Origin of the sequence: Streptomyces sp. NPDC005963 (assembly GCF_040638655.1) — a bacterium.
Classification (GTDB): domain Bacteria; phylum Actinomycetota; class Actinomycetes; order Streptomycetales; family Streptomycetaceae; genus Streptomyces.
The window spans coordinates 122,320-145,943 of record NZ_JBEXVD010000007.1 but is presented as its reverse complement, the minus strand read 5'-3'; the positions used below and the strand labels follow the sequence as shown (position 1 = coordinate 145,943).

Below are 23,624 nucleotides of genomic sequence, written 5' to 3'. Positions count from 1 at the left end.
ACGATGCGCCGTTTCGCCCGTCGAAAACGGCGTGATTTTGGTCGTTTTCTCCATGGTACGTACTGGATTGTGTGGGCCAGTGTTGCGCCACGCCGGATCCCCGGGAATCAGCGGGAGTACACCACAGGACAGACGTTGGCCGGAGGTTCGCCCCGGCTCCGTCGGCGGTTCAGCCGGGGCAGATGGGCCGATGCGGAACATCGGGGAAGTAGGTCTTCCACTCGGCCCGGGGGAAGGACAGTCCCGGTCGTGCGCACAGCGCATCGGCCGTGCGGCGGGCGTCGAGCGACCAGGTCAGCGAGGCCGTGTGCGGGGTGGTCACCCGCACCTGTCGGGTGTCGGGTGTGAAGGCGAGCGCCAACACCGGGCCGGGGGACTGGGGGAGGCGTTTCCCCGGGGAGCGGGGCGCGGCGGTGTCCCACACTCGTACCTCGCCGTTGGCGTCGCCGACGGCCAGTTTGCTGCTGTCGGGAGAGAAGGCCAGCGCCGGTGCGGTTTCGCCGGCGCGGCTCTTGTTCAGAGGGTCTCCCGAGCTGAGGACGCTGATTCTGCGCATCCCCTCCTCGTCCCACAGTGTGATCCTCCCGTCCACATCGCTCACGGCCATCAGCCTGCGGTCATTGCTGACCGCCGCCGCCAGGAGAGGACCCTCGCCGTGGGCGATGAAGTGGTCGGACGGCAACTGCGGTCCGTTGTGGGTGATGCGCTGCCGGGCCGCGGTCACGAGGGAGTCGTACATCCCCGTGGCCAGGATCGGACCAGGAACCCCGACCAGTAGGTTCGACCACCGTGCCTTGGGCCGTCCCGGCGGCAGGGAGAGGATCTCCAGACTCTGCGAGTAGCCGTACGAACGGGACACGACGACCTTGCCCCACAGATCGATGAGGGCCAGGGCCGTGACGCCGGCACGTACCGGTGGAGTCTGCCTGCGTTTGCCGTTCTTCAGGTTCCACACGTCGATCCGTCCCGATGCGGTGAGTTGGGCGAAGGTCTCCGTGTGCCGGTCGAAGGTCATGTAACGCGCACAGTTCGATCCGCAGCCCTGGGGGGTGGCCCCTGTCTTCCCCCAGTACCGTGTGCCGTCGGCGTGGCGGATTTCGTACTGGCCGGCGCTGACGGTGGCGAGCACGGTGCCGTCCGGGCTGTACTCCGCCGCCGTGAGCGGCACTTGTTGCTCCACATCGGGTGTGGGCGTGCGGACGTGGATCGTGCGCACCGTGAAGCCGTGCTTCTGACCCATCGCATAGCGCAGGACACCCCGGGACATGTCCAGACGGAGGGCGAAGACATCCCTGCGCTGGAGCGGGAAGCGGAGTACGGGCACGGTGGGGGAGGCGAGTCGCCAGAGCAGGATCTCCCCCTCACCGAGCGTCGCCAGATGGGATCCGTCGGCACTGAACGTCAGATCGGACTGGCGCGATGTCCCGACACGGGCCGACTCCCGTCCCGACGGCAGATCCCAGAGCCGGACACCGGTGGGGGTGGTGATGGCCAGCGTCCGTCCGTCCGGCGCGAACCGGAAGGTGTTTCCTGCGCAGCCGCCGAGGCTGCTGAGCCATGGGGTGACGAGTGGGCGGCGCTTGCGGACGTCCCAGATGCGGAGCGACCTGTTGTCCGCGCAGAGGGCCATCAGCCGATCGTCGGGTGAGAACTGGAGTTCGTCGACCGCGCTCCATATGCCGCCCGTGTCGAGCACCTGCACTCCGGACCTGGTGTCCCACACCTTCACCGAACGCCCCGGCTCATGGAGGGCGAACAACCGTCCGCGATCCGAGAACCAGGAGGGGGAGGGGTTGCGGGGCGAGGTCGGCAACGGGCGCAGGGGACCGCCCGACCCCAGGTCCCACAGTTGGACCCCGTGCAGAGTGCGGACGGCGGCTGTCCGTAGATCGGGTGCGATCTCCAGTACCCGCCCCCGCTTCTCGTGCTCCAACCTGAGCTGGGGAAGACGCTTCCCCGTCGACACGTCCCAACGGTCGATGTGGTTCGCACCGAGGCTCAGCACCGTCCGGCCGTCCGCACTGAGGTGGTGTTGGCCGTCGAAGAACCCGGGCGCGGAGTTCCACGGCGGAGTGAACGAGGAGACCTCGGACTGGGCCCCCGCGGCGAAGAGCGCCCGCCGCGTCTCGGGGAGGTCGGCGAGCCGCCAGGCTGCCAGGCTCAGCTGGATGGCGGCGGCAGGGTCCGTGTCCCGCATGGTGTCGGCCATCTGCGCCACCCGGCGGGCCTCCGCGTCGATGGCGCGTCGCTCGCTCACCTCGCTCTGCCACCACGCCACCACTCCGGCGACCGTGGCGAGACAGACCAGCAGGGAGAGGCAGACGGTCAGGAACCGGAGCCGGCGTGCGGCGCGGGCGTCCGCCCGGCGGGCGTTGTCATGGGTTCGAAGGGACAGGTGGAGGAACGACCGCTCCTCGGGAGTGAGTGCATCGGAGTCCGTGAACGCCTCGCGGGCCGACTCCAGTTGCGCACCCCAGTACAGCGCACCCACATCGCGGCCCAACTCCTCCCAGACCCTGGCCGCCTCCGTTAGCCTGCGGTGCAGTCTGAGCGTCTCGCGGTCGGCTTCGATCCACCGTCGGAGCCGGGGCCAGCCGGTGATCAGTGCCTCATGGGCCAGATTGACGGCATGGTCGTCGATGGTGAGCAGTCGGGCCCGCACCAGTCGTTCCAGCACCCGGGTGCACTCCGGGGACAGCTCCAACTCGGCTCGCTGGGCCGGTCGGCGGGTGTCGGCGCTCGCCTCACCCGGGGCGATCAGCCGGAGCAACAGAACCCGCGCGGCCTGCGCCTCCGGTTCGCTGAGGGTGGCGAAGACCCCCTCGGCGGTGTGGGCGATCGCACCGTGAAGTCCGCCGATCGACTCGTACGCCGCTTCGGTGAGGGTCCGTCCGCGCCGCCGTTGCCAGATCTCCAACAGTGCGTGGGACACCAGCGGCAGCCCACCGGGCTCGGCGCCCGCGTCGGCGACGATGCGGGCGGTCAGGGCCCGTTCCACCGTGAGTTGCTCCGCGGTGGCGGGTCCCACCACGGCCTCCCTCAACTGCTCGGACGTCATCGGTCCCACCAGGAGGACGGCGTCCTTCAGGGCGGTGGCGAGGGCGGGGTGCTCCGCGCACCGGCCGTAGAAGTCCGCGCGGACGGCGATGACGATCCTGGCAGGGGAGTCGAGCAGGGTCTGGATGAAGGTGTTGCGTTCCTCCCGGTTGCGGCAGACGGTGAAGAGTTCTTCGAACTGGTCCACGAGGACCAGTGCGTCCTCGGTGAGCAGCCCCGGGCGAATGCGCGGCGGGCTGGGCGTGAGGATGCGGATGACCGACGGTCCGGTTCCGGACGCTCGGACGGCCGGGACCAGCCCGGCCCGCAGCAGTGATGACTTCCCGCTGCCGGACGCTCCGACGAGCGCGACGAAGGGGCGGCGCCCGATCAGTTCCACCAGATCGGCCACGAGTCCGTCCCGGCCGAAGAAGTGGTCGCTGTCCGCCAACTCGTAGCGCGCCAGGCCCGGGTACGGGGCGTGGGTGCCGTCGTCGCGTGTGTGATCGGCCTCGTCGGTGGCTGCCATGTGCCAACGCTTCTCCCACACCTCCGCGTCCCCACCGCAGGCCGCGACATAGGCGAGCGTCACCGCGAGCGAGGGCAGGCGTTCACCGGCCGCCGCGATGGAGAGCGTGGGCGCCGAGTACGGGCAACTCTTCGCCATCGCCCGATAGGTCGGTCCCCCCGCCGCACGGCGTAACTCCCTCAACTCGGATGCGAAGCGCTGTACCGGCCCCGCGTCCGGCTCCAACGGTTTCTCCCGACGTCCCACGTTCAGGCTCCCTCCCCCAGGACTCGGAGCGTAAGGGAACCGGGGCGGCGACGGGACGGAGGGTCACACCACCCGGCGGGGCCAGCGACTCAGGCGCCCGTGACGCCGTCGATCCGCTCCCGCAGCAGATCGGCGTGACCGTTGTGACGCGCGTACTCCTCGATGAGGTGCACCAGGATCCAACGCAACGAGCTCACCGGGCGTCGGGGCCGAGCGCCGCCAGGCGTTCGAAGGCGGTGGGGGTGGGACGGTCCGACAGGAAGTCCTTGATCGTCCGGGCGCACTCGTCCGGGCCCGTGCTGCCGGTGTCGCACTCCAGGTCGTACAGTCCGTGCGCATGGACACGGGTGTACTGCCGGGCGGCCAAGCCCGGTGGGCGATCCCCCCGGGCCCGTTCCCTGCGTTCCAACTCGGGCAGCGGGCAGTGCACACCGACGAGGACGACGTCCTGCGGCCGAAAGAGCGCCACGCAGTCCCACAGGCGCCACGGCTCGCTCAGTACGTGGTCGACGATGACGGTGTTGCCCGCAGCGGCCATGCCGGCCACCGCACGGTGATATCCCAACCAGGTCCGTCTGAGGACATCAGGGAGCCGATCGGGTGCGAGTTCGGGTTGCGACCGCATGGCGTGGAAGGCGTCCACCGGCAGATGAAAACAGGGATCGTCGAGCTGGGCGGCCAGTGCGCGGGCGATGCTCGACTTGCCCGAACTCGACGTGCCGTTGAGAAAGATGACGAGACCGGGGGAGGGGTCCTCCGGCAGGTGCGGACGGCCTGCCGGACCTGCCGTCTCATCTGTCGGCATGGTCGTCACCGTCGCTCGATCACGGTGTGCGGGGATGCGTCGTGGGGCCTCATCCCCAGCAACCTACCCCTCGCGGGAACGCGCTCGAACTCCGCCCCGGGCCCAACAACCGAGTCCTCCGCACGGGCGTCGACACATCCGGGAACACTCCCGCCGACCGAGCTTCACCGAGCTGACGATCCCCGCCGTCACCCACCGGTCTGAACGACCCATACAGGCGGTATCGTCCGGTTGCCAGATCGAATGGCACGAGCAGTGTGGAACATCGCGGGGAGGGCGAGCAGGACAGTGAGCGACAAGACGGTTCAGACGCTTGGCATCGAGATCGACGACCTTTCTCTGTCCCTGGTGGGATGGCAGATCGACGAAGTCGAAGCGCGCCTGGTCACCAAGAGCTACGGCAAGAAGGACCACTACCAGGAGATTGCCGTATCCGGCACGGTCCGGTTCCTCCCCGAGGACTGGACGGACCGCTTCAGCGGCAGCGACTACGCACCGCCCCTGCTGATGGCCCTGAGCCGTCGGGAGGACTCCCCCGCGGCACCGCGGTACGAACGCGTCGTCCTGGAGTCCGTGAAGAAGGTGAGCAAGCGCCCCCAGCGGATCTCCCTCAAGAGCACGTCGTGGGAGTGCAAGAAGCCCCTCGCGCCCGAGGACATCGCCCTGCGCCTCACCGCCTTCGACCTGGAGGAGATCGACTCGGGGCTGAACCTGCCCCCGACGAACGTCACCGCCCTGCCCATCGACGTGCTGGACGAGACCACCCACGAGTCGGTGCGGCTGCGGCTCAACACCAGCAGCGCCCACATCCTTCGCGACGCGTACGACAAGGTGCTGCGGGTCCATCTCGAAGGGTCCGCCGAGTTCGGCACGGCCCGGGAACTGCTCGCCGACCACCTCGCGGCCGAGGACTGGCGCGATGAGGACGCGACCCTCGAAGACGAGTGCCCCTTCGAGGTGGCACTGCCCGGTCTGGTGGTGGAAGTCCTCGACGAGGCCGGGTTCCTCCTCCAGAAGTCCGAGGTCAGCTTCTACGGACATATCGCCGTCACGGACGGGGCCAAGCTCCCGGGACGCCAGCCGCGCTGGATCGCGGACGTCGGTGACGACCTCGACGAGTACGCGGGTCAGCCCGCCCGTGTCGTCGTCCGACTCGTGGACGCGGAAGACCTGTGAGCGAGCTCCTCTCGCGGCTCACCGCACTTCAGGCCGCACTGGTCCGCGAACACACCCAGGCGCCCGGTCTCTTCGGCGAGATCGCACGCATGGAGGGACTGCTCGCCGAGACCTACCGCAATCGCGTGCCGTACGAACTGCTCCAGAACTCCGACGACGCGGGCTCCGGCACCGTACGCATCGAAGCTCTCGGCGGTGGGCGCTTCCGGTGGACCAACGACGGGCGGCTCCTCGATGCCGCGGACGTCGAAGCGCTGTGTCGCAGCGCGAGTTCCACCAAGACGCGCGGTGGGGACTCGATCGGCTACCGCGGCATCGGCTTCAAATCGCTGGCCGCGGTCGCGACGCGGATCGACGTGCGCTCCGGTGAACTGGGCTTCGCCTTCGACCGCACCGCATCGGCCGCCCTGCTGGGGGAGTCGAGCGCCGACGCCATCCCCTTGATCCGCATACCGTCCGAGATCCACCGCGGCGAGCCCACACACGGTGCCGTCTTCACCGTGACCTGCCGCCCCGAAGCCGATGCCGGATTCGACGCCCTCGACCCGATCAGCGCCCTCTTCCTGCGGAACGTGCAGCGCATCGAGATCAGCTCCGACTCGGGCCAGCACGATGTCCACATCGAGCGCGACACCTCGGGCATCGTCCTTCGCCTGGCAGAGGGCGAGGCCAGGTTCGGGGTGCTCCGGCACGGCCGGGCGACCGTGGCCGTCCCGTTGAACGCCCGTGCCATGACGCTCACCGGAGTGCGCGGCCGACTGGCATGCTTCCTGCCCCTCGATGACGAGGTTGGTCTGCCGGTCGTCATCTCCGGAGACCTCCTCACCGATCCGTCGCGCACCCATGCCGTGGTCGCCGACGAATCGACCCGACAGGTACTCGCGGATGCCGCACGGGTCATCGCCGATCGGCTGCGCACCCCGGGTGATCCGGTCTTCGAACGGCTGTGGCACCTGGTCCTGGAGGGCGAGGACATCCGCAATCTGCTGGTGTCCCCCGGCGCATCGGCCAGCAAGCTGCTGGTCAGCGCGCTCCGCCAGGAGATGACGACGCAGCGGCCGCCGTTCGCGTACTCCAGTGTCCTGTTGGAGCCCGACGACGTGGCGACCGTGTTTCCCGAGGGGGCGCCCACCGCGCTCTACACCCAGGGCAACCAGCCGGCGGCGAGGGCGGTCAAGGCCGTCCTCGGACTGGAAACCCTGGACCTGTCGGCGATGCTCTCGCAACGCGGGAGCGAAGGGCTGTCCGAGCCGCTCCAGAGCCGATTGGGCGGGCACTTCCAGGAACTCGCCCGGACCCACGGCCGCAAGCTGACCCCGGTCGAAAGCGAACTCGTCGAAGCGGCGGCCCCCACTGCGCCCCCGTCCGCCCCCACGGCCCCGGTGGTGTCCGCGACCAAGGCGGGGCCGGCTGCGGACGGCTCCCTGCCCGCGGTCCTGGCCCGTTGGCGCACCGCCGAGATCGCCACCATGGAGTTCCTCAACGGCCGTGGCTGGAGCCTGAAGGACGTCAGCGGACAGAACGTCGGCTATGACCTCGACGGCATCGACGCTCAAGGGCGACCCGTGCGTATCGAGGTCAAGAAGGTCGACCGCCCGGACGCTCGGTTCGCCATGACGAACAACGAGATGTCACTGATGCTGACGACCCGGGGCGGCTATCTGCTCGCGGTGATCGTCGGCGATGGGCGCCATGTCGCGCTGATGCTCCTCGATCCTTCGCAGGAAGACCTGCCGCGCGAGCGGGTCTGCCGGCGTTGGGACTGGGAGTTCACCGACTGGGCGCGCTTCGCCCGGACGGTCGAGTAGCTCTCCGATGCACCGGAGCGAGGTCCTGGCCCAGCCCGCGGCAGGACCTCACTCCCGTGGTGATGGGGCCGATCGGGTGCCGTACCGGCGCAGCGTGATCGGGAGCCCGCCCCGCCGTCGGTAGTGTCCGCTCGACGTCCACCCTCGATGGCTCATCACGACCAAGGGACCGATCCATGCACATGCGTACCCTGCTGGCCGCCCTCGCGCTCACCGTCGCCGGCATCGCCGGCGCCTCGACCGCCTCCGCGCACGACTTCGGCGACATCATCATCACCACCGAGCAGGCCCCGCGCATCGTCGTGGGGTGCGGGCCCGCCTTCGTGGTGGCCTCCCCGTCCGCGCAGTGCGGGATCTACGACATCGTCAGCTGAATCCGTACGCGGGGATCACGCCGGGTCGACGGGCGCTGCCCCGAATGCCGACCCGGCCTGGTCCGCACCGCGCGGGGGGCTCTCGGTCGAGACGGGGATTCGGTGCGTTGCACGAACCCCGGGGCACGTCGGCAGCGCGGGTATCTTGGCCCGATGATTGCCGGCACCACCGCTCAGGCCATCGTCGACGACATCGTCGGCCGCCTCGGGGTCAATGTGAACATCATGGATGAGCGAGGCGTGATCACCGCCAGCGGTGATCGATCGCGGGTGGGAAGCCTCCACGAGGGTGCCCGACGGGTACTGGAGACGGGACTGCCCTTCTCCGTCACCGGGGAAGAGGCCCGGGCCCTCCACGGCACCCGGGCCGGTGTGAACCTGCCCCTGCGGTTGGACGACGAGATCGTGGGAGTCGTCGGGGTCAGCGGTGAGCCGCGGGACGTGGGCGAGATCGCCCGGGCGATCGCCCACCTCGCCGAGGTGATGGTCATGCAACAGGCGTTCCTCGGTGAGGCGGGCTGGCGGCACCGGGTGCGGCAGCAGATCGTCGAGGACCTGGTGGCCGGACGGCTCACCGTGCAGAGCTGGCGGCAGCGTCAGCAGCTCGCCGGCTGCCGGGTGGAGCCTCCGTACACGCTCTTCGTCCTGCACTGCGGACAGCAGGACTCGGCCGATGACCCCCGCGAGCTGTACCGCTGGCTCGAAGTCGATGAGGCGGCCGTACTGGTCGCGGCGGACGCCGAGGGTGCGGTGTGGGCCGTCGCCGGGGGGACCGCGGCCGTCGCCCTGCGCCGCAGGTTGTCGGCCCTGTGCGAGAGCCGCACGGACATCGGCGTCCTCGACGCGGGCCGGGCGGAGGACTTCGCCGCACTGGTGGAACGCACCCGGCAGGCCAGGTTCGCGATGCGCCGCAAGCTGGTCGGCGAGGTGCGCCTGTCGGACCTGGAGCTTCCCGCACTGCTCGCCCGGATCGAGATCGACACCCGGCACGCCACCGCCGAGCGGATCCTCGGCCCGCTCTCCGCCGAGCTCCGACACACCCTGTGGGTGTACTTCGCCCGGGACTGCAGCATCACCGACGCCGCCCAGGCCCTCAATGTGCACCGCAACACGCTCGCCTATCGGCTGGGCCGGATCGAGGACCTCACCTCGCGCGACCCCCGGTCCTTCCAGGACGCCGTCGTCCTCCAGGTCGCCCTGCACCTCACCGAGCTCGACTGAACCAGCGGATGACGGCCACATGCTCCCGAACCGTCCTGTGCACCATGCACAAATGCAGGTGTGCACGGAGGAGGAAAGTTCGTCATCCGGGCCAATACTGACCGGGCGCCCCAGTCCCTAGAGTTCCGACACAGCTGGTTACGACACAGCTCATCAGTTCCGATACGGCTGTTTCCGACACAGCTCGTCGGACTCCCCGGATGTGCTCACTCCTCCCGAAGGGCCTGGTTCCGTGCGTGTGGTCATCGCTCCCGACTCGTTCAAAGGCAGTCTTTCGGCCTCCCTGGTCTGTGCCGCGATCGAGACGGGCGTACGCCGTGCCCTGCCGGACGCCGAGGTGGTACGGGTCCCCATGGCCGACGGCGGCGAAGGCACCCTCGATTGCATCCTCGGTGCCACCGGAGGCCAGGAAGTCACCCTGACCGCCACCGGTCCCCTCGGCCGTCCCGTACCCGCCCGCTATGTGCTCTCCGGCGAGGGCGGGGCCGCAGTGGTGGAACTCGCCGCCGCATCGGGACTTCCACTGCTCGCCGAAGGCGAACGGGACGCCCTGCGCGCCGACACCACCGGTACGGGCGAACTGATCGCCGATGCCATCGAACGGGGCGCACGTGACCTGCTCGTCTGCATCGGCGGCAGCGCCAGCACCGACGGCGGTACCGGTTTGATGCGCGCGCTCGGCGTGCGGTTTGAAGATGCCGACGGTCGCGAGCTGCCCCCTGGCGGTGCCGCGCTCGCCGACCTGGCGCGCATCGATGTCGGCGCGGTCAAGGACTCCGTGCGACGCACCCGCTTCCGCATCGCCTGCGATGTGACCAACCCGCTGGTCGGCCCCGAAGGCGCAGCCGCGGTGTTCGGCCCGCAGAAGGGCGCCACTCCCGAACAGGTGAGGCAACTCGACGACGCGCTGGCCCGCTTCGGCGATGTGCTCGCCGCACAGTTCGGGGTACGGGTGCACGATCTGCCCGGTGCCGGAGCGGCCGGTGGCACCTGCGGCGGCATGGTCGCCGTGCTGGGGGCCGAGCCCGTACGCGGCTGTGAACTGGTCGCCGACACCGTCGGGCTGCCGGCGGCGCTCGACGGCGCCGATCTGGTGATCACCGGCGAAGGCAGACTCGACCGACAGAGCGCCGCGGGCAAGGTCGTCTCCGTCGTCGCCCGGCTCGCCCGAGAACGCCGTGTGCCCGCCGTGGCCCTCGCCGGCGAGATCGTCCATCCGATCGACGAGCTGCACCGGATCGGTCTGACCGCCGCACTCAGCATCGCGGACGGCCCCCGCACCCTCGCGGCGATGACCGAGTCGGCGGCGCAGTTGCTGGCCGCCGCCGCCGAACAGGCCGTACGTCTGCGTTCCGCCTGACAAAGAACCGCCGACGGGACCCACCCCGCTCCTCGACTACAACCGTTCACACCGACACACCGACACCACCCACACACCGGCACACCGAGAACGCCGGCACCACTGACACACCGCTGTCCTCGGCACGCCGTTTTCCCACCGACACAACGCTTCCCACCGACAGTCCAGAGGGCTCCCGTCCCCTTGGGGGCCGGCTCCCCCCGTCCCCGTACCCGCAACGCCGTTCCTGTCCCCGCAAGGAGTCCCATGAGCACCGCCGGACCCGCCCTGCTCGCTGCGTTGGCAGCGAGCATCGGCCTGATCATCATCTTGTGCGGCCGGTTCAAGATGCACCCGTTCCTGGCCATCGTCCTCGCCACCTACGGGTTCGGCCTGGTCGCCATGGGCATCGGCGCCGCGACCGGCTCGGACCAGGCGTACGTCGACAAGCTCGGCACCACCATCGCCGAGGGCTTCGGCGCCATCCTGGCCAGCATCGGTCTGGTGATCCTCTTCGGCACGATCATCGGCAAGGTGCTGGAGCGCACCGGCGCAGCCGTCACCCTCGCCGAAGCGGTGCTCAAGGTGGTGGGCAAACGCCACCCCGCGATAGCCATGTCCCTGATCGGATGGGTCGTCTCCATCCCGGTCTTCTGCGACTCCGGCTATGTGGTGCTCTCGCCCCTCCAACGCTCGATCGCCCGTAAGACCGGCAAGAACCCCGTGGTCCTGGGCACCGCCCTCGCCACCGGCCTGTACGCGTCCCACACCTTCGTGCCGCCCACCCCCGGCCCGATCGCAGCCGCCGGCAACGTCGGCATCGGCTCCGACGGCCTGATCTGGGTCATCCTCTTCTCGATCCCCGTATCGCTCGTCGCCGCACTCGCCGGACTGGCGTGGGCACTGCGCCGCACCGGCAACCTGGAGAGCAAGCTCCCCGACGCCAAGCAGACGTTCGAGGAGTACAAGGAGCAGTTCGACCACCTGCCCAGCCTGTCCCGCGCCCTGACCCCCATCCTCCTGCCGATCGTGCTGATGGCCGTGGGCTCGGTCGCCGCCTTCCCGTCGGGGGACGGCACCGTGATCGACGGCGCCTTCGGCAGCCTGCTCAAGGACCTCGGCGCCCCGGTCAACGCGCTGCTCATCGGTGTGCTCCTGGCGTTGTTGCTGCTGCCGAAGAAGCTGGACGCGAAGGCGCTCACCACCTGGGTCGCCGAAGGGCTCGTGGACGCAGCTCCGATCCTGGTCATCACCGGTGCGGGCGGCGCCTTCGGCGCGGTGATCAAGGGCACCCCGATGGCCGACTACATCGGCACCCTCATCGGTGACGGCTCGGCGGTCAGCGGCATCACCGCGCTGCTGGTCCTCTTCGCCCTCGCGGCGCTGCTGAAGACCGCACAGGGCAGCACCACCGCGGCCCTGATCATCACCTCCACCCTGGCCCAGCCCCTGTTGCCCGCGCTGGGCCTGGACGGCAGCCTCGGATCGATCCCGATCGGTCAGGTGATGGCGGTCCTCGCGATCGGAGCGGGTTCGATGGTGGTGAGCCATGTCAACGACTCCTACTTCTGGGTCGTCTCGCAGTTCTCCGGCATGGACGTCAAGACCGCCTACCGGGCGCATACGGCGGCCACGCTCGTCCAGGGCCTCACGGCACTGGCCGCGGTCATGCTGATCGGAGTGTTCGTCCTGTAGCCGGATGCGTCAGCGACCCAGGTCGGCCGCTGCCACTCCAACCGGCTCCCACGATCAGGGCGGGGCCCGGGTCGACCGCCGATGCCGCCCCCGGGTTCCACCCCGCTTCACGGAGACCCGGAGACCCGGAGACCCGGAGACCCGGAGACCCGGGGACCGGTGTCCGACTTCTCTCCGGGGATCAACCATCTCCTCCCCGTTCGCGGTCTGTTGCGATGTGGGCGGTTCCGACCCAACAGGACCGACCGCATCGCGACCGCGCGGTCCACTCAGGCCCGCGGCGCAGCGAACCGTAGGGAGTGGCGCATGGCAGTACGACCCGGTAGAACGCGTACGAGCGTGGTGGGGTTGATGGCGGCGGCGCTTGCCGCCTCCGTCTTCACCGCACCGGCGCAGGCCCGTTCGGACGACTCCGGGCACGATCCGGACCGCACCGCACACCGGGAAACACAACAGGCGATGGAAGCCATCGTCCGCGGTGGCATCCCGGGTGTCACGGCACAGGCACTGACCGAAGACGGTGTGTGGCAGGGCACGGCGGGCGTCGGAAACCTGAAGACGGGAGCCCCGCGCGGAGCGAACGACCGGTTCCGTGTCGCCAGCATCACCAAGACGTTCGTCGCCACCGTCATGCTCCAACTGGAGTCCGAAGGACGTCTGGACCTCGACGACACGGTAGAGACCTGGCTGCCCGGGGTGGTGCGCGGTCAGGGCCATGACGGGCGGAAGATCACCGTACGCCAGTTGCTCAACCACACCAGCGGTGTCTTCGACTTCATCAACGACCCCGCCTATGCGGCGAAGTACCTCGATCCCGGGTTCTACCAGCACCGCTTCGAGACCCGGACACCCCAGGTCGCGGTCGCCGCCGCCATGTCCAACCCTCCGACGTCCGCTCCCGGCACCGAGTACGCGTACTCGAACACCAACTACGTGCTGGCCGCGCTGATCATGGAAGAGGTCACGGGCAGTACCTATGAGCGCGAGGTCCGCAACCGCATCATCAAACCCCTGAAGCTGCGGGCCACCGTCATGCCGGGGAACAGTTCGCTCATGCCACGGCCGAGCAGCCGGGCGTACTCCAAGCTGTCGCGCGATCCGGCCGCCACCAAGATCTACGACATCACCTTGCAGAACGCGTCCCAGACCTGGGCCGAGGGCGACATCATCTCCAACGCGGGCGATCTGAACCGCTTCTACAGTGCGCTGATGAAGGGGAAGCTGCTCTCACCGCGCCAGTTGAAGGCGATGAAGACCACGCCCCCCGGCTCGGATTACGGACTCGGTCTCGAACGCCTCACGGCGAGTTGCGGCAAGACGTTGTGGGGCCACGGGGGAGGTTGGATCGGCTCGCTCTCGTACGCGGCGACGACCGGGGACGGTCGCCATGCGTTCGCCTTCAACCTCAACGGGGACTGGAGCTCCACGGGGATGCTCGAAACGTTGGAGGCCCAGTTCTGCGGCACCCCGAGCGCCGGTCGCGAGGGTGGCACCGAGCACAACAGTGCCGGCGACGCGGAAGCGGGAGGCACGAGCGGTATCCGGTCGTCCATCGGTACGATCATGCGCTGAGCCGAGCGGGGAAGCGCAACGCCTCCACACCGCAACGGGCCCGACCGCTCACCGAGGGCATGGCCAATGCGTTGCCCCGGCGCATTGCCGACACTCACTCGTGGTGCGGCAGGATCGCACCCAGTACCGCACGATCCGCACACGAGGAGAACCGAGTCCGTGTCCCTGGCAGAGCGCCTACTCAACGCCGAAACCACCGCAGCCCTGGCCCGATGTCTCCTGCGTACGGGCCACGATGTCACCGCCGCACATGTCCGCACCTGCGGCGATCGGCTCGACGGGCTGAGCTTCACCGGACGCGTCACCGCGATCAGGGATGCCGTTCTCGCCGACCTCCCCACCGACTACCCGACCTTCGCCCGGGTCCTGCACACCGCGCTGGGGGACGATGAGTTCACCGGCTGGATGATCTATCCCATCGCGGAAGCGGTCTCCGTACGGGGTCTTGATGCCTTTGAACCCGCGCTTGACCTGCTGGCGGAGCTCACGCCGCGGCTCACCGCTGAGACCGGTGTCCGCCCCTTCCTCATCGCCGATCTGGATCGGGCGCTCAAGGCCATGACGCCTTGGACCACTCACCCCGACCCCCATGTCCGCCGGCTGGCGAGCGAGGGAACCCGCCCACGGTTGCCCTGGGCACCCCAGATTCCCGCGCTCATCCAGGACCCGACCCCAACGGTCCCCGTCCTCGACGCGCTCTACCGGGACGAGTCCGAGTACGTCCGCAGATCCGTCTCCAACCACCTCAACGACATCAGCCGTGATCATCCCGCGTTGGCCGTCGAGGTGGCGGCCCGCTGGTTGGCAGCGCCCGAGGCCACCACCGACCGCGTGGTGCGCCACGGCTTGCGCACGCTGATCAAGTCGGGTGACCCCGCGGCCCTGACCCTCCTCGGGCACTCCCCGGACCTCCCCGTCGTCGTGGAGGGTCCGCACATCACCACTCCTGAGATCCGGGTCGGCGATCATCTGGTGTTCGACTGGGCGGTGACCAATGCCTCCGAGCAGGCCGCCGAAGTGGTCATCGACTATGTGATCCACCACCGCAAGGCCAATGGCAGCCTCACCCCCAAGGTGTTCAAGCTCACCACGCGGACGCTCGGCCCCGGTGAGACCTGGCGGGCCACGCGCCGGCACTCCTTCAAGCCGATCACCACCCGGCGCTACCACCCGGGTGGTCATCTCGTTCAGATCCAGGTCAACGGCCGACCGTATCCGCAGGCCGCCTTCCTCCTGGAGCGCTAGGCAACCAGACGGCTAGGCAACCAGACGGCTAGGCAACCAGACGGCTAGGCAACCAGACGGCTCGGCAACGGGACGGCTCGGCAAGAAGAGCGGGTGCGCGAGGAGAGCCGTCCTAGCCGTGCCGGGCGAAGACCTCGCGGAGAGCGGCCAGGTCGGCTTCCCTCTCGTTGTCGTCCTCGTACTCGCCGTCCAGTTCCCGGAGGGCCATGACGGCCTCCGGGGTGAAGTCCTCGCCGAAGCGGTAGACGTTCAGGCAGTAGTCGAAGCCGGACTCACCGAAGAGGTCCGTGTCGGTTCGGCGGCAGTACTCCGCCGAACCGTCGGACACGTGCCACTGCGTGCCGTCGTACCAGAAGACACCGCCCGCGTAGTGGATCGTGCGGCCCGTCGCGGTGTCCGTGAGGTTCAGCGACTCGTAGTTCTCGGGACGGTCGCGGACCAGGGCGACGAGGGACTCGGGGACGCCTTCGTAGAAGGACTCCTGAAGGGCGAAATCCTCTTCGGCGTACAGATTCAGCGACGCCTCGTGGTCGAACGTCAGCAGCAGTACGCGGCCGTCCTCCGCGAAGTACCAGACCGCGGACTGGCCGCCCCGGTCGTTCCAGCCCAGCCGGTGCGCGCCGGTCACCACCACCGGTTGGACCTCGGCGAGCTCGTCCATGACGGCCGCACGGCGCCTGACCTCCGGGAGGGGTGTTGCTGCCAGGGCAGCCCATATCGCGTTGCTCATTCCCGCAGGCTATCCACTGCCTATGACAGGCCCGCCACCCACTCCACCTCGCCGTCCTCTGTATCGGTCCGGTCAACAGGGTGATCCAGGAGGAACGCCCTGCGTCGGGGGCCGGGCCGGTTCGGTGGCGGCCCTGTCGAACGGCGCAGGGCCCGTATCTTGGTGGCATGACGATGCACAAGAGCGCTGCTGTGAGCGTTGACGCGATGATCGAGGACCTGCGGACGCTCGTCGAGGTCGAGTCCCCGTCACGTGATCTCGTTGCCTTGGACGCGTCGGCCCGCGCGGTCGCGGCGCTCATCGAGAACCGACTCGGTGGGCAGGCCGTTCTGGTGGAGGGCAAGGCCGGACCACACGTGCGCTGGGAGGGCGGTGGCGAGCCCCGGGTGTTGATCCTCGGTCACCATGACACGGTCTTCCCGCTGGGCACGCTGGAGAGCCGCCCGTTCCGGGTGGCGGACGGGCGGGCGACGGGCCCGGGAGTCTTCGACATGCTCGGTGGTCTGGTGCAGGCCGTTCACGGCTTGGCGGCGCTGGACGACCTGTCGGGTGTGGAGATCCTGGTGACCGCCGATGAGGAGGTCGGATCGCGTACCTCACGTGCCCTGATCGAGGAGCGGGCCCGTGCCTGCGGTGCTGTGCTGGTGTTCGAAGGCGCCGCCGATGACGGTGGTTTGAAGACGGGACGCAAGGGGTGCGGCACCTTCGAGGTGTCCATCAAGGGGCGGGCGGCCCATGCGGGGCTGGAGCCCGAAGCCGGGGTGAACGCCCTGATCGAAGCGGCCCACCAGGTGCTGGATATCTCGGCACTGAGCCGGCCCGAGATCGGCACGACGGTGACGCCTACGGTGGCGTCCGCGGGAACCACGGACAATGTGATTCCCGCGGAGGCGACGGTACTGGTCGACGTCCGCGTCGAATCGGCCGAGGAGAAGACGCGCGTCGAGACGTGGATGGCGTCACTCGCCCCGCACCTGGACGAGGCGGAGATCGTCGTCCGGGGGGCGGTGGGCCGGCCGCCGATGCCGGAGTCGGCATCGGCGGAACTGTTCGCGATGGCGCAGCGCATCCAACCGGGCATCCTGGGCAAGGCGGTCGGTGGCGGCAGCGACGGCAACTTCACGGGCGCGTTGGGAGTGCCCACGCTCGATGGCCTGGGAGCGGTGGGCGGTGGAGCCCACGCCGATCACGAGTATCTGGTGATCGACGCGATGGAGGAGCGGGCGAACCTCGTCACCGGCCTGGTGAACGCGATCCGGGACTCCCGCGGCGAGTAGGCCCGTACGGACCGTGACCGGCGGGTGAGCTCGTACGGTCGTGGAACAGCACCCGCCGAACAGCACCCGCCGGACGTCAGCGGTCAGCGTCGTCGGTCCACTTCGGCGCGCACGGTCTTCCCCAGGGGAGACCGATCGACCACCGCCCACCGGTCGGCGAGCGCTTCCACCAGCATCAGCCCCCGCCCGCAGTCCTGGTCGAGCCGTGCTGCGACCAGTGCTCCGGGTTCCGGGGGCCGCTGTGTGTGACTGTCCGAGACATCGATCCGCAGCAGTTCGGGCGTGAGCGAGATCTCCAACTCGAAGTCCGCGTCGGGCACCCGGCCGTGGGTCACCGCGTTCGCGGCGAGTTCCGCGATGAGGAGGGCCGCGATGTCACCCATGGCGGAGTGGGCGGGGACACCCCAGTCCTGGAGTCGGTAGCCCGCGAGGCGACGAGCCAATCGGGCGCCCAACGGTGAAGAGGTGAACCGCTCCCGGAAGACGTTTGCGGTCGCGTCGGTGTTGGGGAAGGGAGAAGCTGGCATGGCGCCAATCTGCCCGTTGGCCAGCGGTGTTCACCAGATCGACCGCCCCTACGCTGAACCACCGTAGGGGTTGGGGAAGCAACCGTAGGACCCACTGCCCGTAACCTCCGCGCCGGTCGCCCCGCATTCGGACCCGCCCACACCGGGTGATGGAGTGCACATATGTGCGATGGTTGCGCTTTTGTGGTCTGCTCATGTCAGGCAACTCCGTACGTACGCCGCTGACCTGCTGGAACGAGCTCCCAGCAGCTGGTACGCGGGAGCAGCGTACGGGTCCGGGCCCTGGACGGTAGTGGTAACCGCCCGTGAACATGGCCGTGTTGACGCGTTGGATACGGAGAACAACGGTCGCGCGGGAGGTGTCTGGAATGACGGACGGTACGGGTGCGGGCGGCCTCGCCGCCGGCGGTGAACCGGAGACATCGGACAGCCTCAGGGCGTTCGGCGAGGTCGTCAAAGCGTTCCGCAAACGGGCGCGCCTGACCCAGGAGGAGTTCGCCCCGAGGGTCCGCTACTCGGTCCCCACCATCGCCTCCATCGAACAGGGCCGCCGCTTCCCGCCACCGGACTTCGTGGAACGTGCGGAAGAGATCCTGGACGCCTTCGGAGCCCTGCGCGGCGCAGCCCGTCACCTCTCCCGCCAACCAGGTCTGGCCAGTTGGTTCCGCCAGTGGGCCAAGCTGGAGGCAGAGGCGGTGAGCCTCAACACCTACGAGTGCCGGGTGGTGCCGGGGTTGTTGCAGACGGAGGGGTATGCGCGGGCGGTGACGTTCAGCGTGCCGCCCCTGCCGGACGCGGAGACGATGGACCAGCGGATCGCGGCTCGACTCGCTCGTCACGACCTACTGTCCACGAGCAGGAAACCGCCAACGTCATTCAGCTTCATCGTGGAACAGGCGGTGCTGGAACGGCACACCGGAGGGGACGCCGTAACACGTGAGTTGTACGACCACCTGTTGGGCTTGATCGAGCGCAACTGGAACGTGGAACTGCAGCTCATGCCGCTGAGGCAGCCGGTCCACGCGGGTCTGGACGGACCACTCCAGTTGGCGGAGACCCCGGACAACCGGTGGTTCGGCTACTCGGAAGGCCAGGAAAACGGACGCCTCATTTCCGACCCGAAAGAGGTCAGCCGTCTTCATCAACGCTATGCGAAGATGCGCTCACAGGCCCTGACCCCCGAGGACTCCTTGGGCCTGTTGAAGCGATTGCGAGGAACGCTATGAGCACGTCCGAACTGGCCTGGTTCAAGAGCAGCTACAGCGGCTCGCAGGGCGATGACTGCGTCGAGGTGGCGATGTCCTGGCACAAGTCCAGCTACAGCAGTGGTAGTCAGGGCGACTGCGTCGAGGTCGCCGCCTGCCCCACCACGATCCATGTCCGGGACTCCAAGCTGCGGCAGAGCCCGCAACTGGCCGTGGCCCCGGAGGCTTGGGACGCCTTCCTTACGTACGCGTCCCACAGCTGACCCACCGCACGGCGGAACGCCCCGCTCCCGAACCTCCGGGGGCGGGGCGTTCTGCCGTGGGGGCTTGAGGCAGCACGAACTCAGAGCACACGGACCCAGAGGGTGTAGACACCGGGGACGAACTGGTGCGGCGTGCAATTGTAGAGCGGCCCGTACAGGTGCTTCACGGCTTGGCCGGCGGCATGGCACGTGACGTCCGACGGGTAGTCGCCGATCGCACGGTAGCCGATCGAGGCCGAAGCGGAGCTGGCACCCGCGAACATGACGGTGCCGAGGGTGACGAGACCGGCGAGGACGCTGGCAGCACTTCTTCTCAAGGTCATCACAACTCCTGAAGGTGCGGTGCGATGGGTGATCCGGTGGCAGCTCTTCTCCCCGTGGTCCGCCGGCAGCGCAGTGATCTGCCCGGCCGACCCGGACGAAAGCTATCCGCACGCCACGATCATCGACAAGTGGTCTGCACCAATTTTGTTGAAGGGGGCAGGCGGATCGCATACCGCGGATCACCGAGCGTTCAGGAGCAATTCCATACGATCCGCCCTCAGGCCGCCGCTGCGGTGGGGGTGAACCCTGTGTGACCGAACAGGACCGCGTGCCCCTGGGGGAGTTTCGCGAGGATCCGGCGCGTGAGGGGGCGGCCCGCGCACTGGGCGATGAGGGTGAGGACGGTGCTGGTTGCCCAACGCGCCTGGGGAGAGGTGGTGGGCGCGAGTCGGAAGGCGACGGCGCCGACGAACGCGGGCGCGCTCAGCGGCTCGGCGAGCGGACGCTGTTCCAGGAGCAGTTGCTCCGCCTCCTCGGGGAGGAGCTTGGCGAGCTCGGCGCGCTCCTCACCGGCCAGCTGGCCGCCGAGAACGGTCAGCACCGCTCGTAGGGCCTGTTCGCCCTCGTCCGGGGTGGCGTAGAGACCGGCGTACCTGACCTGTTCGAGGAGGAGTTGCCACGGCAAGGTAGGGGTGTCCTTTCTCGGAGCCGTCCGGGGCTACCGGGCGGCAGAGGAGCGGTTCGTCATGCAGGCTGTCTGGTGTGTGGTGCCCCAACGGGTCGCGCCCCGCGGGAGGTTGGAGCACGACCCGTCGCGGAGACGGGTGCCCGCATCGGGGGTGCTCATGCCCGTGTCCGTGCTGCGACTCGGGACGAATCGTTCCCTCGGTGCGGCGGTCAGGTCGGAACGTGGACCGACCTCGCGTCGGCCCCGGTCAGAGGAACCTGCGGATGGGGGCGACGGACGCCTCCCGCAGGCGCTGCGTTGCGGAGCGCCGCTTCCAGCGCCCCTTCTGGATCCGTTCGCTGGCCTCTAGGTCTTCGTCGAAGTGGCTGTCCAGGGTGGCGGTGAACGACGTGTCCAGAACGGCGAGCATGACCTCTTCGTCATGGTCGAGGGAGCGGCGGTTGAAGTTGGTTGAGCCGATCAGCGAAGCGACCTGATCAACGGTGATGATCTTGGCGTGCATCATCGTGGGCTGGTACTGGAAGATCTTCACCCCGCAGTCGAGGAGTTCTTCGTAGTGGTGTTGGCCGGCGAGTTGGCAGACCCGTTTGTCGGTGTGGGGGCCGGGGAGCAGGATCTCCACCTCGACCCCGCGCCTGGCCGTCGCACAGATCAGGTCGATGAAGTAGGCGTCCGGGGCGAAGTAGGCGGTGGCCAGGCGGAAACGTTCCTGGGCGGATTCGAGCATGACGCGGATCAGGGTCTGCATGTCCTGCCAGCCGAAACTGGCCGAGCCGCGCACGACCTGCACCACGGAGTCGCCCTGCGGGGAGTGCGTGGTGAAGCGGTCGTGGGTGTCGAAGAGGGAGTCGTGGCACTCGGCCCAGTTCTGTGAGAACGCGGCTGCGATGCCGTCCACGGCGGGACCGCTCACCCGGACGTGGGTGTCACGCCACTCGTCGGTGCTGCCCGCGTTTCCGCACCATTCTTCGGCGATGCCCACACCGCCGGTGTAGGCCACCGACTCGTCCACGACCAGCACCTTGCGGTGGCAGCGGTGGTTCTGCTTCAGCGGGGAGAGGTACAGCGGCTTGCGGAACCAGGCGACCTCGGCCCCGGCCCGGTCCATGAGGTCGAGCAGGTCCTTCTCGATGAGCCGGCTGCCGAAGCCGTCCAGGAGCAGCCGCACCCGTACTCCGTTGCGGGCGCGGTCGGCCAACGCCTCGGCGAACTGGCGGGCGATGTCGCCGCGCCAGTACACGAAGGTCATCATGTCGACCGTGTGTTCCGCGTTGCGGATGCTCTCCAGCATCGCGGGGAAGATCTCATCCCCGTTGCGCAGCGGCAGGAGGGCATTGCCTTCGGTGGCCGCGATACCGATCAATCGCTCCAGCCGCCGCCGCATCCGCTGCTTCCGCTCGTCCAACGACAGGTCGTCCGGCGGCATATCCTCCGGCGGCACGTCGTCCAACGACGGTCTGTCCGACGACTCGTCGTCCGATGTCAGGGTGTGCGACGAGTCGCTTTCGGGCGGCAGTCGTGTCATGGCGTCACCTGGCCGTTTTTTAGGAAATGCCGCCCCGAGGATCGGCAGGCACGATGGGCTGACTCTACACGCGCACTGCGTGAACGGGCCGCTGTCAACAGCCACCGCGCCCGGAAATCGCAGCAACTCCGTCTTGTGCCCGTGCCTGAACGGAGGAAAACCCTGAGAATTGCATGCGTGATTGTTCCCGGCCGGGGCACCTGGTTTCTCGGAGGTTGATAATCATGGTTCCCCTGCTTCTCGTATTGCTGCTCGTGCTTCTTCTTTTCGGTGCCGGATTTGCCCTGGAGGCATTGTGGTGGATAGCGGTCATCGTGCTCGTCGTATGGTTGCTGGGCTTCGTTGTCCGGCCGGGTGGTAGTGGTGGCCGCCGCGGTCGCTGGTACCGTTGGTAAAAGCGCTTCTTGTTGCTGATGGGGCTGGTACGGAGGGAATTCTCCGTACCAGCCCCATCAGCGTTTCAGAGCGGCCCTGTTGAGCGTGGAAGGCGCGCGGGATGCCGTGGCCTAGACCGTGGGAAGTGCTGTTGTGGGCTACGCCGAAGGGGACGCGAAGAAGGTGATCCGAGCCTTGGATGGCCAGTACCTATTGCGGGTTCCATTGCGTTCCTTGTCGATTGGATCTCGGGTTGGTCGTACTTTTCGTGAATGTTCCCGAGTGCGCTGGGAAGGCGCTTCTATGAGTCAGCCTGCCGGGTCGATGAGTTTCACTTTCCGGCCCCAGGCAATCACTTGATCGAAAGGAACCTTCATGACGAACATCTGGGGATACAATGCAGCGTCCGGGCATCAGACGGGTGCGGACCTGACCGGCTTCAAGGTCGAGGCCACCGACGGTCAGATCGGCAAGGTCGACAAGTACTCCGAGGACGTCGACGCCGCGCACATCGTCGTGGACACCGGTATGTGGATCTTCGGCAAGCATGTACTGCTGCCGGCGGGCACGATTTCCCGCATTGACCCTGCCGAGCAGAAGGTTTACGTCGACCGCACCAAGGACGAGATCAAGGGTTCGCCCGAGTTCGACAAGGACCGGCACATCGGTGACGCCAGCTATCACCACCAGGTCGGCACCTACTACGGAACGCCCCGCATCTAGCGGCTCGAACCACCGACACGAACCACCGGCACGATACGAGGATCGACGGGTGCGGCTGACCTCCCCAGGGGCCGCACCCGCCTCGTTCGTCTGCCCCCGTAGGCCCCGGCTCATCCTGTTCGTAGCCGGGTTGTGATGCTCGTACGGGCGCCTGGGGGTGCCGGAGCGCCCAGGGGGAGGCGAGTACGGCGTGTTCCCGCTTCAGGAGGGTAGACGCACGGCCAGAAAAGGGAGGGTGCGCCGATGAGCGTGACGGATGGAAGCGAGAGACACCACACCGTGCAGGTGTGCCGGTGCCAGTGCGGCACCGAGGACGGCCGGAGCAGCCGGGACACCGCACGGGATGAGCCGGAGGAGACTCCGCGCGAGCGGGAGAACCGGCGTTGGAACGAAATTCTGCAAGAGACCCGAGTGGCCCAGACCGGCGTACAGATCCTGTTCGGGTTTCTGCTGAGCCTGGCGTTCACCCCGACGTTCCGTGAGCTGGACACACCGGGCCGCGCCCTCTACGTGCTGACCGTGGCCCTCGGCGCCCTGGCCACCGCTTCGCTCATAGCCCCCGTATCGATCCACCGCTTCCTCTCGGGCCAGCGCATGAAGGACGAGGTCGTCCGCATGGCCGGCCGATTGATGGTCGGCGGCATGGTCCTCCTCGCCTGCACCATCGGCTGCACCCTGCTCCTCATCCTCCATGTGGTCCTGCCCGGGCCCCTCGCCACCACCATCAGCGCCGTGGTGATGCTCTGGTTCGCCCTCTGCTGGTACGTCCTCCCCTTCCGGCTGCGGCAACAGGCGAATCGCACCCCCACCCCCTGACCCGCAACGGGCATCGACACATAGGTTCACCGGGTCGCGCTCCTCCCGCTCCTCCCATACGCCGGGGTCCCCGTACGAGTGAATGGGTCGTCAACTCCCGTACGCACGGTGAAGGTGCCCGGCATCCTCCTGGCAAACGGGAGGGGCGCACGTGCAGGTAGGAACAGACGTCAACGGGTCGGCCC

21 protein-coding genes and 1 pseudogene are annotated in these 23,624 nt (G+C 68.3%); 14 read left to right on the top strand and 8 right to left on the bottom strand.

The window, feature by feature from the left end:
* Positions 1-169 precede the first annotated feature (169 nt).
* From ABZ348_RS13395 to ABZ348_RS13385, 3 genes and pseudogenes are all read right to left on the bottom strand, one after another.
* Positions 170-3,811, bottom strand: coding sequence for a hypothetical protein (locus ABZ348_RS13395; RefSeq protein ID WP_358932423.1), 3,642 nt, complete (start codon positions 3,809-3,811; stop codon positions 170-172).
* An 89-nt stretch (positions 3,812-3,900) separates the two neighbouring features.
* A pseudogene (locus ABZ348_RS13390) lies at positions 3,901-4,002 on the bottom strand (DUF664 domain-containing protein); the annotation flags it as partial.
* Between the two features lie 2 nt (positions 4,003-4,004).
* The gene (locus ABZ348_RS13385; protein ID WP_358932421.1) at positions 4,005-4,616 is read right to left on the bottom strand and encodes an AAA family ATPase; all 612 of its coding nucleotides are present in this window, start codon (positions 4,614-4,616) and stop codon (positions 4,005-4,007) included.
* 288 nt (positions 4,617-4,904) lie between these two features.
* Here ABZ348_RS13385 and ABZ348_RS13380 point away from each other — a divergent pair, with 288 nt between their 5' ends.
* The 8 genes from ABZ348_RS13380 (at position 4,905) to ABZ348_RS13345 (ending at position 15,046) form a co-directional block, all read left to right on the top strand.
* Positions 4,905-5,792 carry a hypothetical protein gene (locus ABZ348_RS13380; RefSeq protein WP_358932419.1) on the top strand — a complete coding sequence of 296 codons (888 nt, stop codon included), beginning with the start codon at positions 4,905-4,907 and terminating at the stop codon, positions 5,790-5,792.
* Entirely contained in the window at positions 5,789-7,600 is a 1,812-nt protein-coding gene (locus ABZ348_RS13375) for a DUF3883 domain-containing protein (protein ID WP_358932417.1), read from the top strand. The genes ABZ348_RS13380 and ABZ348_RS13375 overlap by 4 nt, the downstream gene beginning before the upstream one ends.
* Positions 7,601-7,776: 176 nt before the next feature.
* A complete protein-coding gene (locus ABZ348_RS13370) occupies positions 7,777-7,974 on the top strand; it encodes a hypothetical protein (protein ID WP_358932415.1) in 198 nt (65 codons plus the stop codon).
* 153 nt (positions 7,975-8,127) lie between these two features.
* On the top strand, positions 8,128-9,195 hold the full coding sequence (locus ABZ348_RS13365; RefSeq protein ID WP_358932413.1) for a sugar diacid recognition domain-containing protein: 1,068 nt from the start codon (positions 8,128-8,130) through the stop codon (positions 9,193-9,195).
* A gap of 232 nt (positions 9,196-9,427) precedes the next feature.
* On the top strand, positions 9,428-10,555 hold the full coding sequence (locus ABZ348_RS13360) for a glycerate kinase (RefSeq protein ID WP_358932412.1): 1,128 nt from the start codon (positions 9,428-9,430) through the stop codon (positions 10,553-10,555).
* Positions 10,556-10,801: 246 nt separating this feature from the next.
* Complete coding sequence (locus tag ABZ348_RS13355; RefSeq protein ID WP_358932410.1) at positions 10,802-12,229, top strand: GntP family permease; 1,428 nt, start codon at positions 10,802-10,804, stop codon at positions 12,227-12,229.
* Positions 12,230-12,535: 306 nt separating this feature from the next.
* Positions 12,536-13,801 carry a serine hydrolase domain-containing protein gene (locus ABZ348_RS13350; protein WP_358932408.1) on the top strand — a complete coding sequence of 422 codons (1,266 nt, stop codon included), beginning with the start codon at positions 12,536-12,538 and terminating at the stop codon, positions 13,799-13,801.
* A gap of 159 nt (positions 13,802-13,960) precedes the next feature.
* Entirely contained in the window at positions 13,961-15,046 is a 1,086-nt protein-coding gene (locus ABZ348_RS13345; protein WP_358932406.1) for a DNA alkylation repair protein, read from the top strand.
* Positions 15,047-15,158: 112 nt separating this feature from the next.
* Here the strand turns inward: ABZ348_RS13345 and ABZ348_RS13340 are convergent, their stop codons facing one another.
* Entirely contained in the window at positions 15,159-15,776 is a 618-nt protein-coding gene (locus ABZ348_RS13340; protein WP_358932404.1) for a hypothetical protein, read from the bottom strand.
* Between the two features lie 167 nt (positions 15,777-15,943).
* On the opposite strand from ABZ348_RS13340, the gene ABZ348_RS13335 reads away from it, so the two are divergent.
* The gene (locus ABZ348_RS13335) at positions 15,944-17,053 is read left to right on the top strand and encodes a M20 family metallopeptidase (protein ID WP_358932402.1); all 1,110 of its coding nucleotides are present in this window, start codon (positions 15,944-15,946) and stop codon (positions 17,051-17,053) included.
* 83 nt (positions 17,054-17,136) lie between these two features.
* Here the strand turns inward: ABZ348_RS13335 and ABZ348_RS13330 are convergent, their stop codons facing one another.
* Positions 17,137-17,580: an ATP-binding protein gene (locus ABZ348_RS13330; protein WP_358932401.1), complete on the bottom strand. Its 444-nt coding sequence runs from the start codon at positions 17,578-17,580 to the stop codon at positions 17,137-17,139.
* Between the two features lie 368 nt (positions 17,581-17,948).
* Here ABZ348_RS13330 and ABZ348_RS13325 point away from each other — a divergent pair, with 368 nt between their 5' ends.
* Both ABZ348_RS13325 and ABZ348_RS13320 read left to right on the top strand, forming a co-directional pair.
* Positions 17,949-18,806, top strand: a complete 858-nt coding sequence (locus ABZ348_RS13325; protein ID WP_358932399.1) for a helix-turn-helix transcriptional regulator — start codon at positions 17,949-17,951, stop codon at positions 18,804-18,806.
* Entirely contained in the window at positions 18,803-19,048 is a 246-nt protein-coding gene (locus ABZ348_RS13320) for a DUF397 domain-containing protein (RefSeq protein WP_358932397.1), read from the top strand. The genes ABZ348_RS13325 and ABZ348_RS13320 overlap by 4 nt, the downstream gene beginning before the upstream one ends.
* 80 nt (positions 19,049-19,128) lie before the next feature.
* On the opposite strand, the gene ABZ348_RS13315 is transcribed toward ABZ348_RS13320, so the two are convergent.
* The 3 genes from ABZ348_RS13315 to ABZ348_RS13305 form a co-directional block, all read right to left on the bottom strand.
* The gene (locus tag ABZ348_RS13315) at positions 19,129-19,371 is read right to left on the bottom strand and encodes a hypothetical protein (protein WP_358932395.1); all 243 of its coding nucleotides are present in this window, start codon (positions 19,369-19,371) and stop codon (positions 19,129-19,131) included.
* Between the two features lie 218 nt (positions 19,372-19,589).
* Complete coding sequence (locus ABZ348_RS13310; RefSeq protein WP_358932393.1) at positions 19,590-19,997, bottom strand: DUF2267 domain-containing protein; 408 nt, start codon at positions 19,995-19,997, stop codon at positions 19,590-19,592.
* Positions 19,998-20,247: 250 nt separating this feature from the next.
* Entirely contained in the window at positions 20,248-21,426 is a 1,179-nt protein-coding gene (locus ABZ348_RS13305) for a phospholipase D-like domain-containing protein (RefSeq protein WP_358932606.1), read from the bottom strand.
* A gap of 323 nt (positions 21,427-21,749) precedes the next feature.
* Here ABZ348_RS13305 and ABZ348_RS13300 point away from each other — a divergent pair, with 323 nt between their 5' ends.
* The 3 genes from ABZ348_RS13300 (at position 21,750) to ABZ348_RS13290 (ending at position 23,439) form a co-directional block, all read left to right on the top strand.
* Positions 21,750-21,920 (top strand): hydrophobic protein, encoded by a 171-nt coding sequence (locus ABZ348_RS13300; protein ID WP_358932391.1) that lies wholly within the window; start codon positions 21,750-21,752, stop codon positions 21,918-21,920.
* A 355-nt stretch (positions 21,921-22,275) separates the two neighbouring features.
* A complete protein-coding gene (locus tag ABZ348_RS13295) occupies positions 22,276-22,623 on the top strand; it encodes a PRC-barrel domain-containing protein (RefSeq protein WP_358932389.1) in 348 nt (115 codons plus the stop codon).
* A gap of 243 nt (positions 22,624-22,866) precedes the next feature.
* Positions 22,867-23,439 (top strand): DUF6328 family protein, encoded by a 573-nt coding sequence (locus ABZ348_RS13290; protein WP_358932387.1) that lies wholly within the window; start codon positions 22,867-22,869, stop codon positions 23,437-23,439.
* Positions 23,440-23,624: the final 185 nt, after the last annotated feature.

Coding starts and splice junctions, on each gene's coding strand:
- ABZ348_RS13355 (WP_358932410.1), top strand. CDS start 10,802: ATGAGCACCGCCGGACCCGCCCTGCTCGCTGCGTTGGCAGCGAGCATC.
- ABZ348_RS13290 (WP_358932387.1), top strand. CDS start 22,867: ATGAGCGTGACGGATGGAAGCGAGAGACACCACACCGTGCAGGTGTGC.
- ABZ348_RS13315 (WP_358932395.1), bottom strand. CDS start 19,371: ATGACCTTGAGAAGAAGTGCTGCCAGCGTCCTCGCCGGTCTCGTCACC.
- ABZ348_RS13305 (WP_358932606.1), bottom strand. CDS start 21,426: ATGCCGCCGGACGACCTGTCGTTGGACGAGCGGAAGCAGCGGATGCGG.
- ABZ348_RS13330 (WP_358932401.1), bottom strand. CDS start 17,580: ATGCCAGCTTCTCCCTTCCCCAACACCGACGCGACCGCAAACGTCTTC.
- ABZ348_RS13335 (WP_358932402.1), top strand. CDS start 15,944: ATGACGATGCACAAGAGCGCTGCTGTGAGCGTTGACGCGATGATCGAG.
- ABZ348_RS13295 (WP_358932389.1), top strand. CDS start 22,276: ATGACGAACATCTGGGGATACAATGCAGCGTCCGGGCATCAGACGGGT.
- ABZ348_RS13340 (WP_358932404.1), bottom strand. CDS start 15,776: ATGAGCAACGCGATATGGGCTGCCCTGGCAGCAACACCCCTCCCGGAG.
- ABZ348_RS13365 (WP_358932413.1), top strand. CDS start 8,128: ATGATTGCCGGCACCACCGCTCAGGCCATCGTCGACGACATCGTCGGC.
- ABZ348_RS13370 (WP_358932415.1), top strand. CDS start 7,777: ATGCACATGCGTACCCTGCTGGCCGCCCTCGCGCTCACCGTCGCCGGC.
- ABZ348_RS13300 (WP_358932391.1), top strand. CDS start 21,750: ATGGTTCCCCTGCTTCTCGTATTGCTGCTCGTGCTTCTTCTTTTCGGT.
- ABZ348_RS13325 (WP_358932399.1), top strand. CDS start 17,949: ATGACGGACGGTACGGGTGCGGGCGGCCTCGCCGCCGGCGGTGAACCG.
- ABZ348_RS13320 (WP_358932397.1), top strand. CDS start 18,803: ATGAGCACGTCCGAACTGGCCTGGTTCAAGAGCAGCTACAGCGGCTCG.
- ABZ348_RS13385 (WP_358932421.1), bottom strand. CDS start 4,616: ATGCCGACAGATGAGACGGCAGGTCCGGCAGGCCGTCCGCACCTGCCG.
- ABZ348_RS13350 (WP_358932408.1), top strand. CDS start 12,536: ATGGCAGTACGACCCGGTAGAACGCGTACGAGCGTGGTGGGGTTGATG.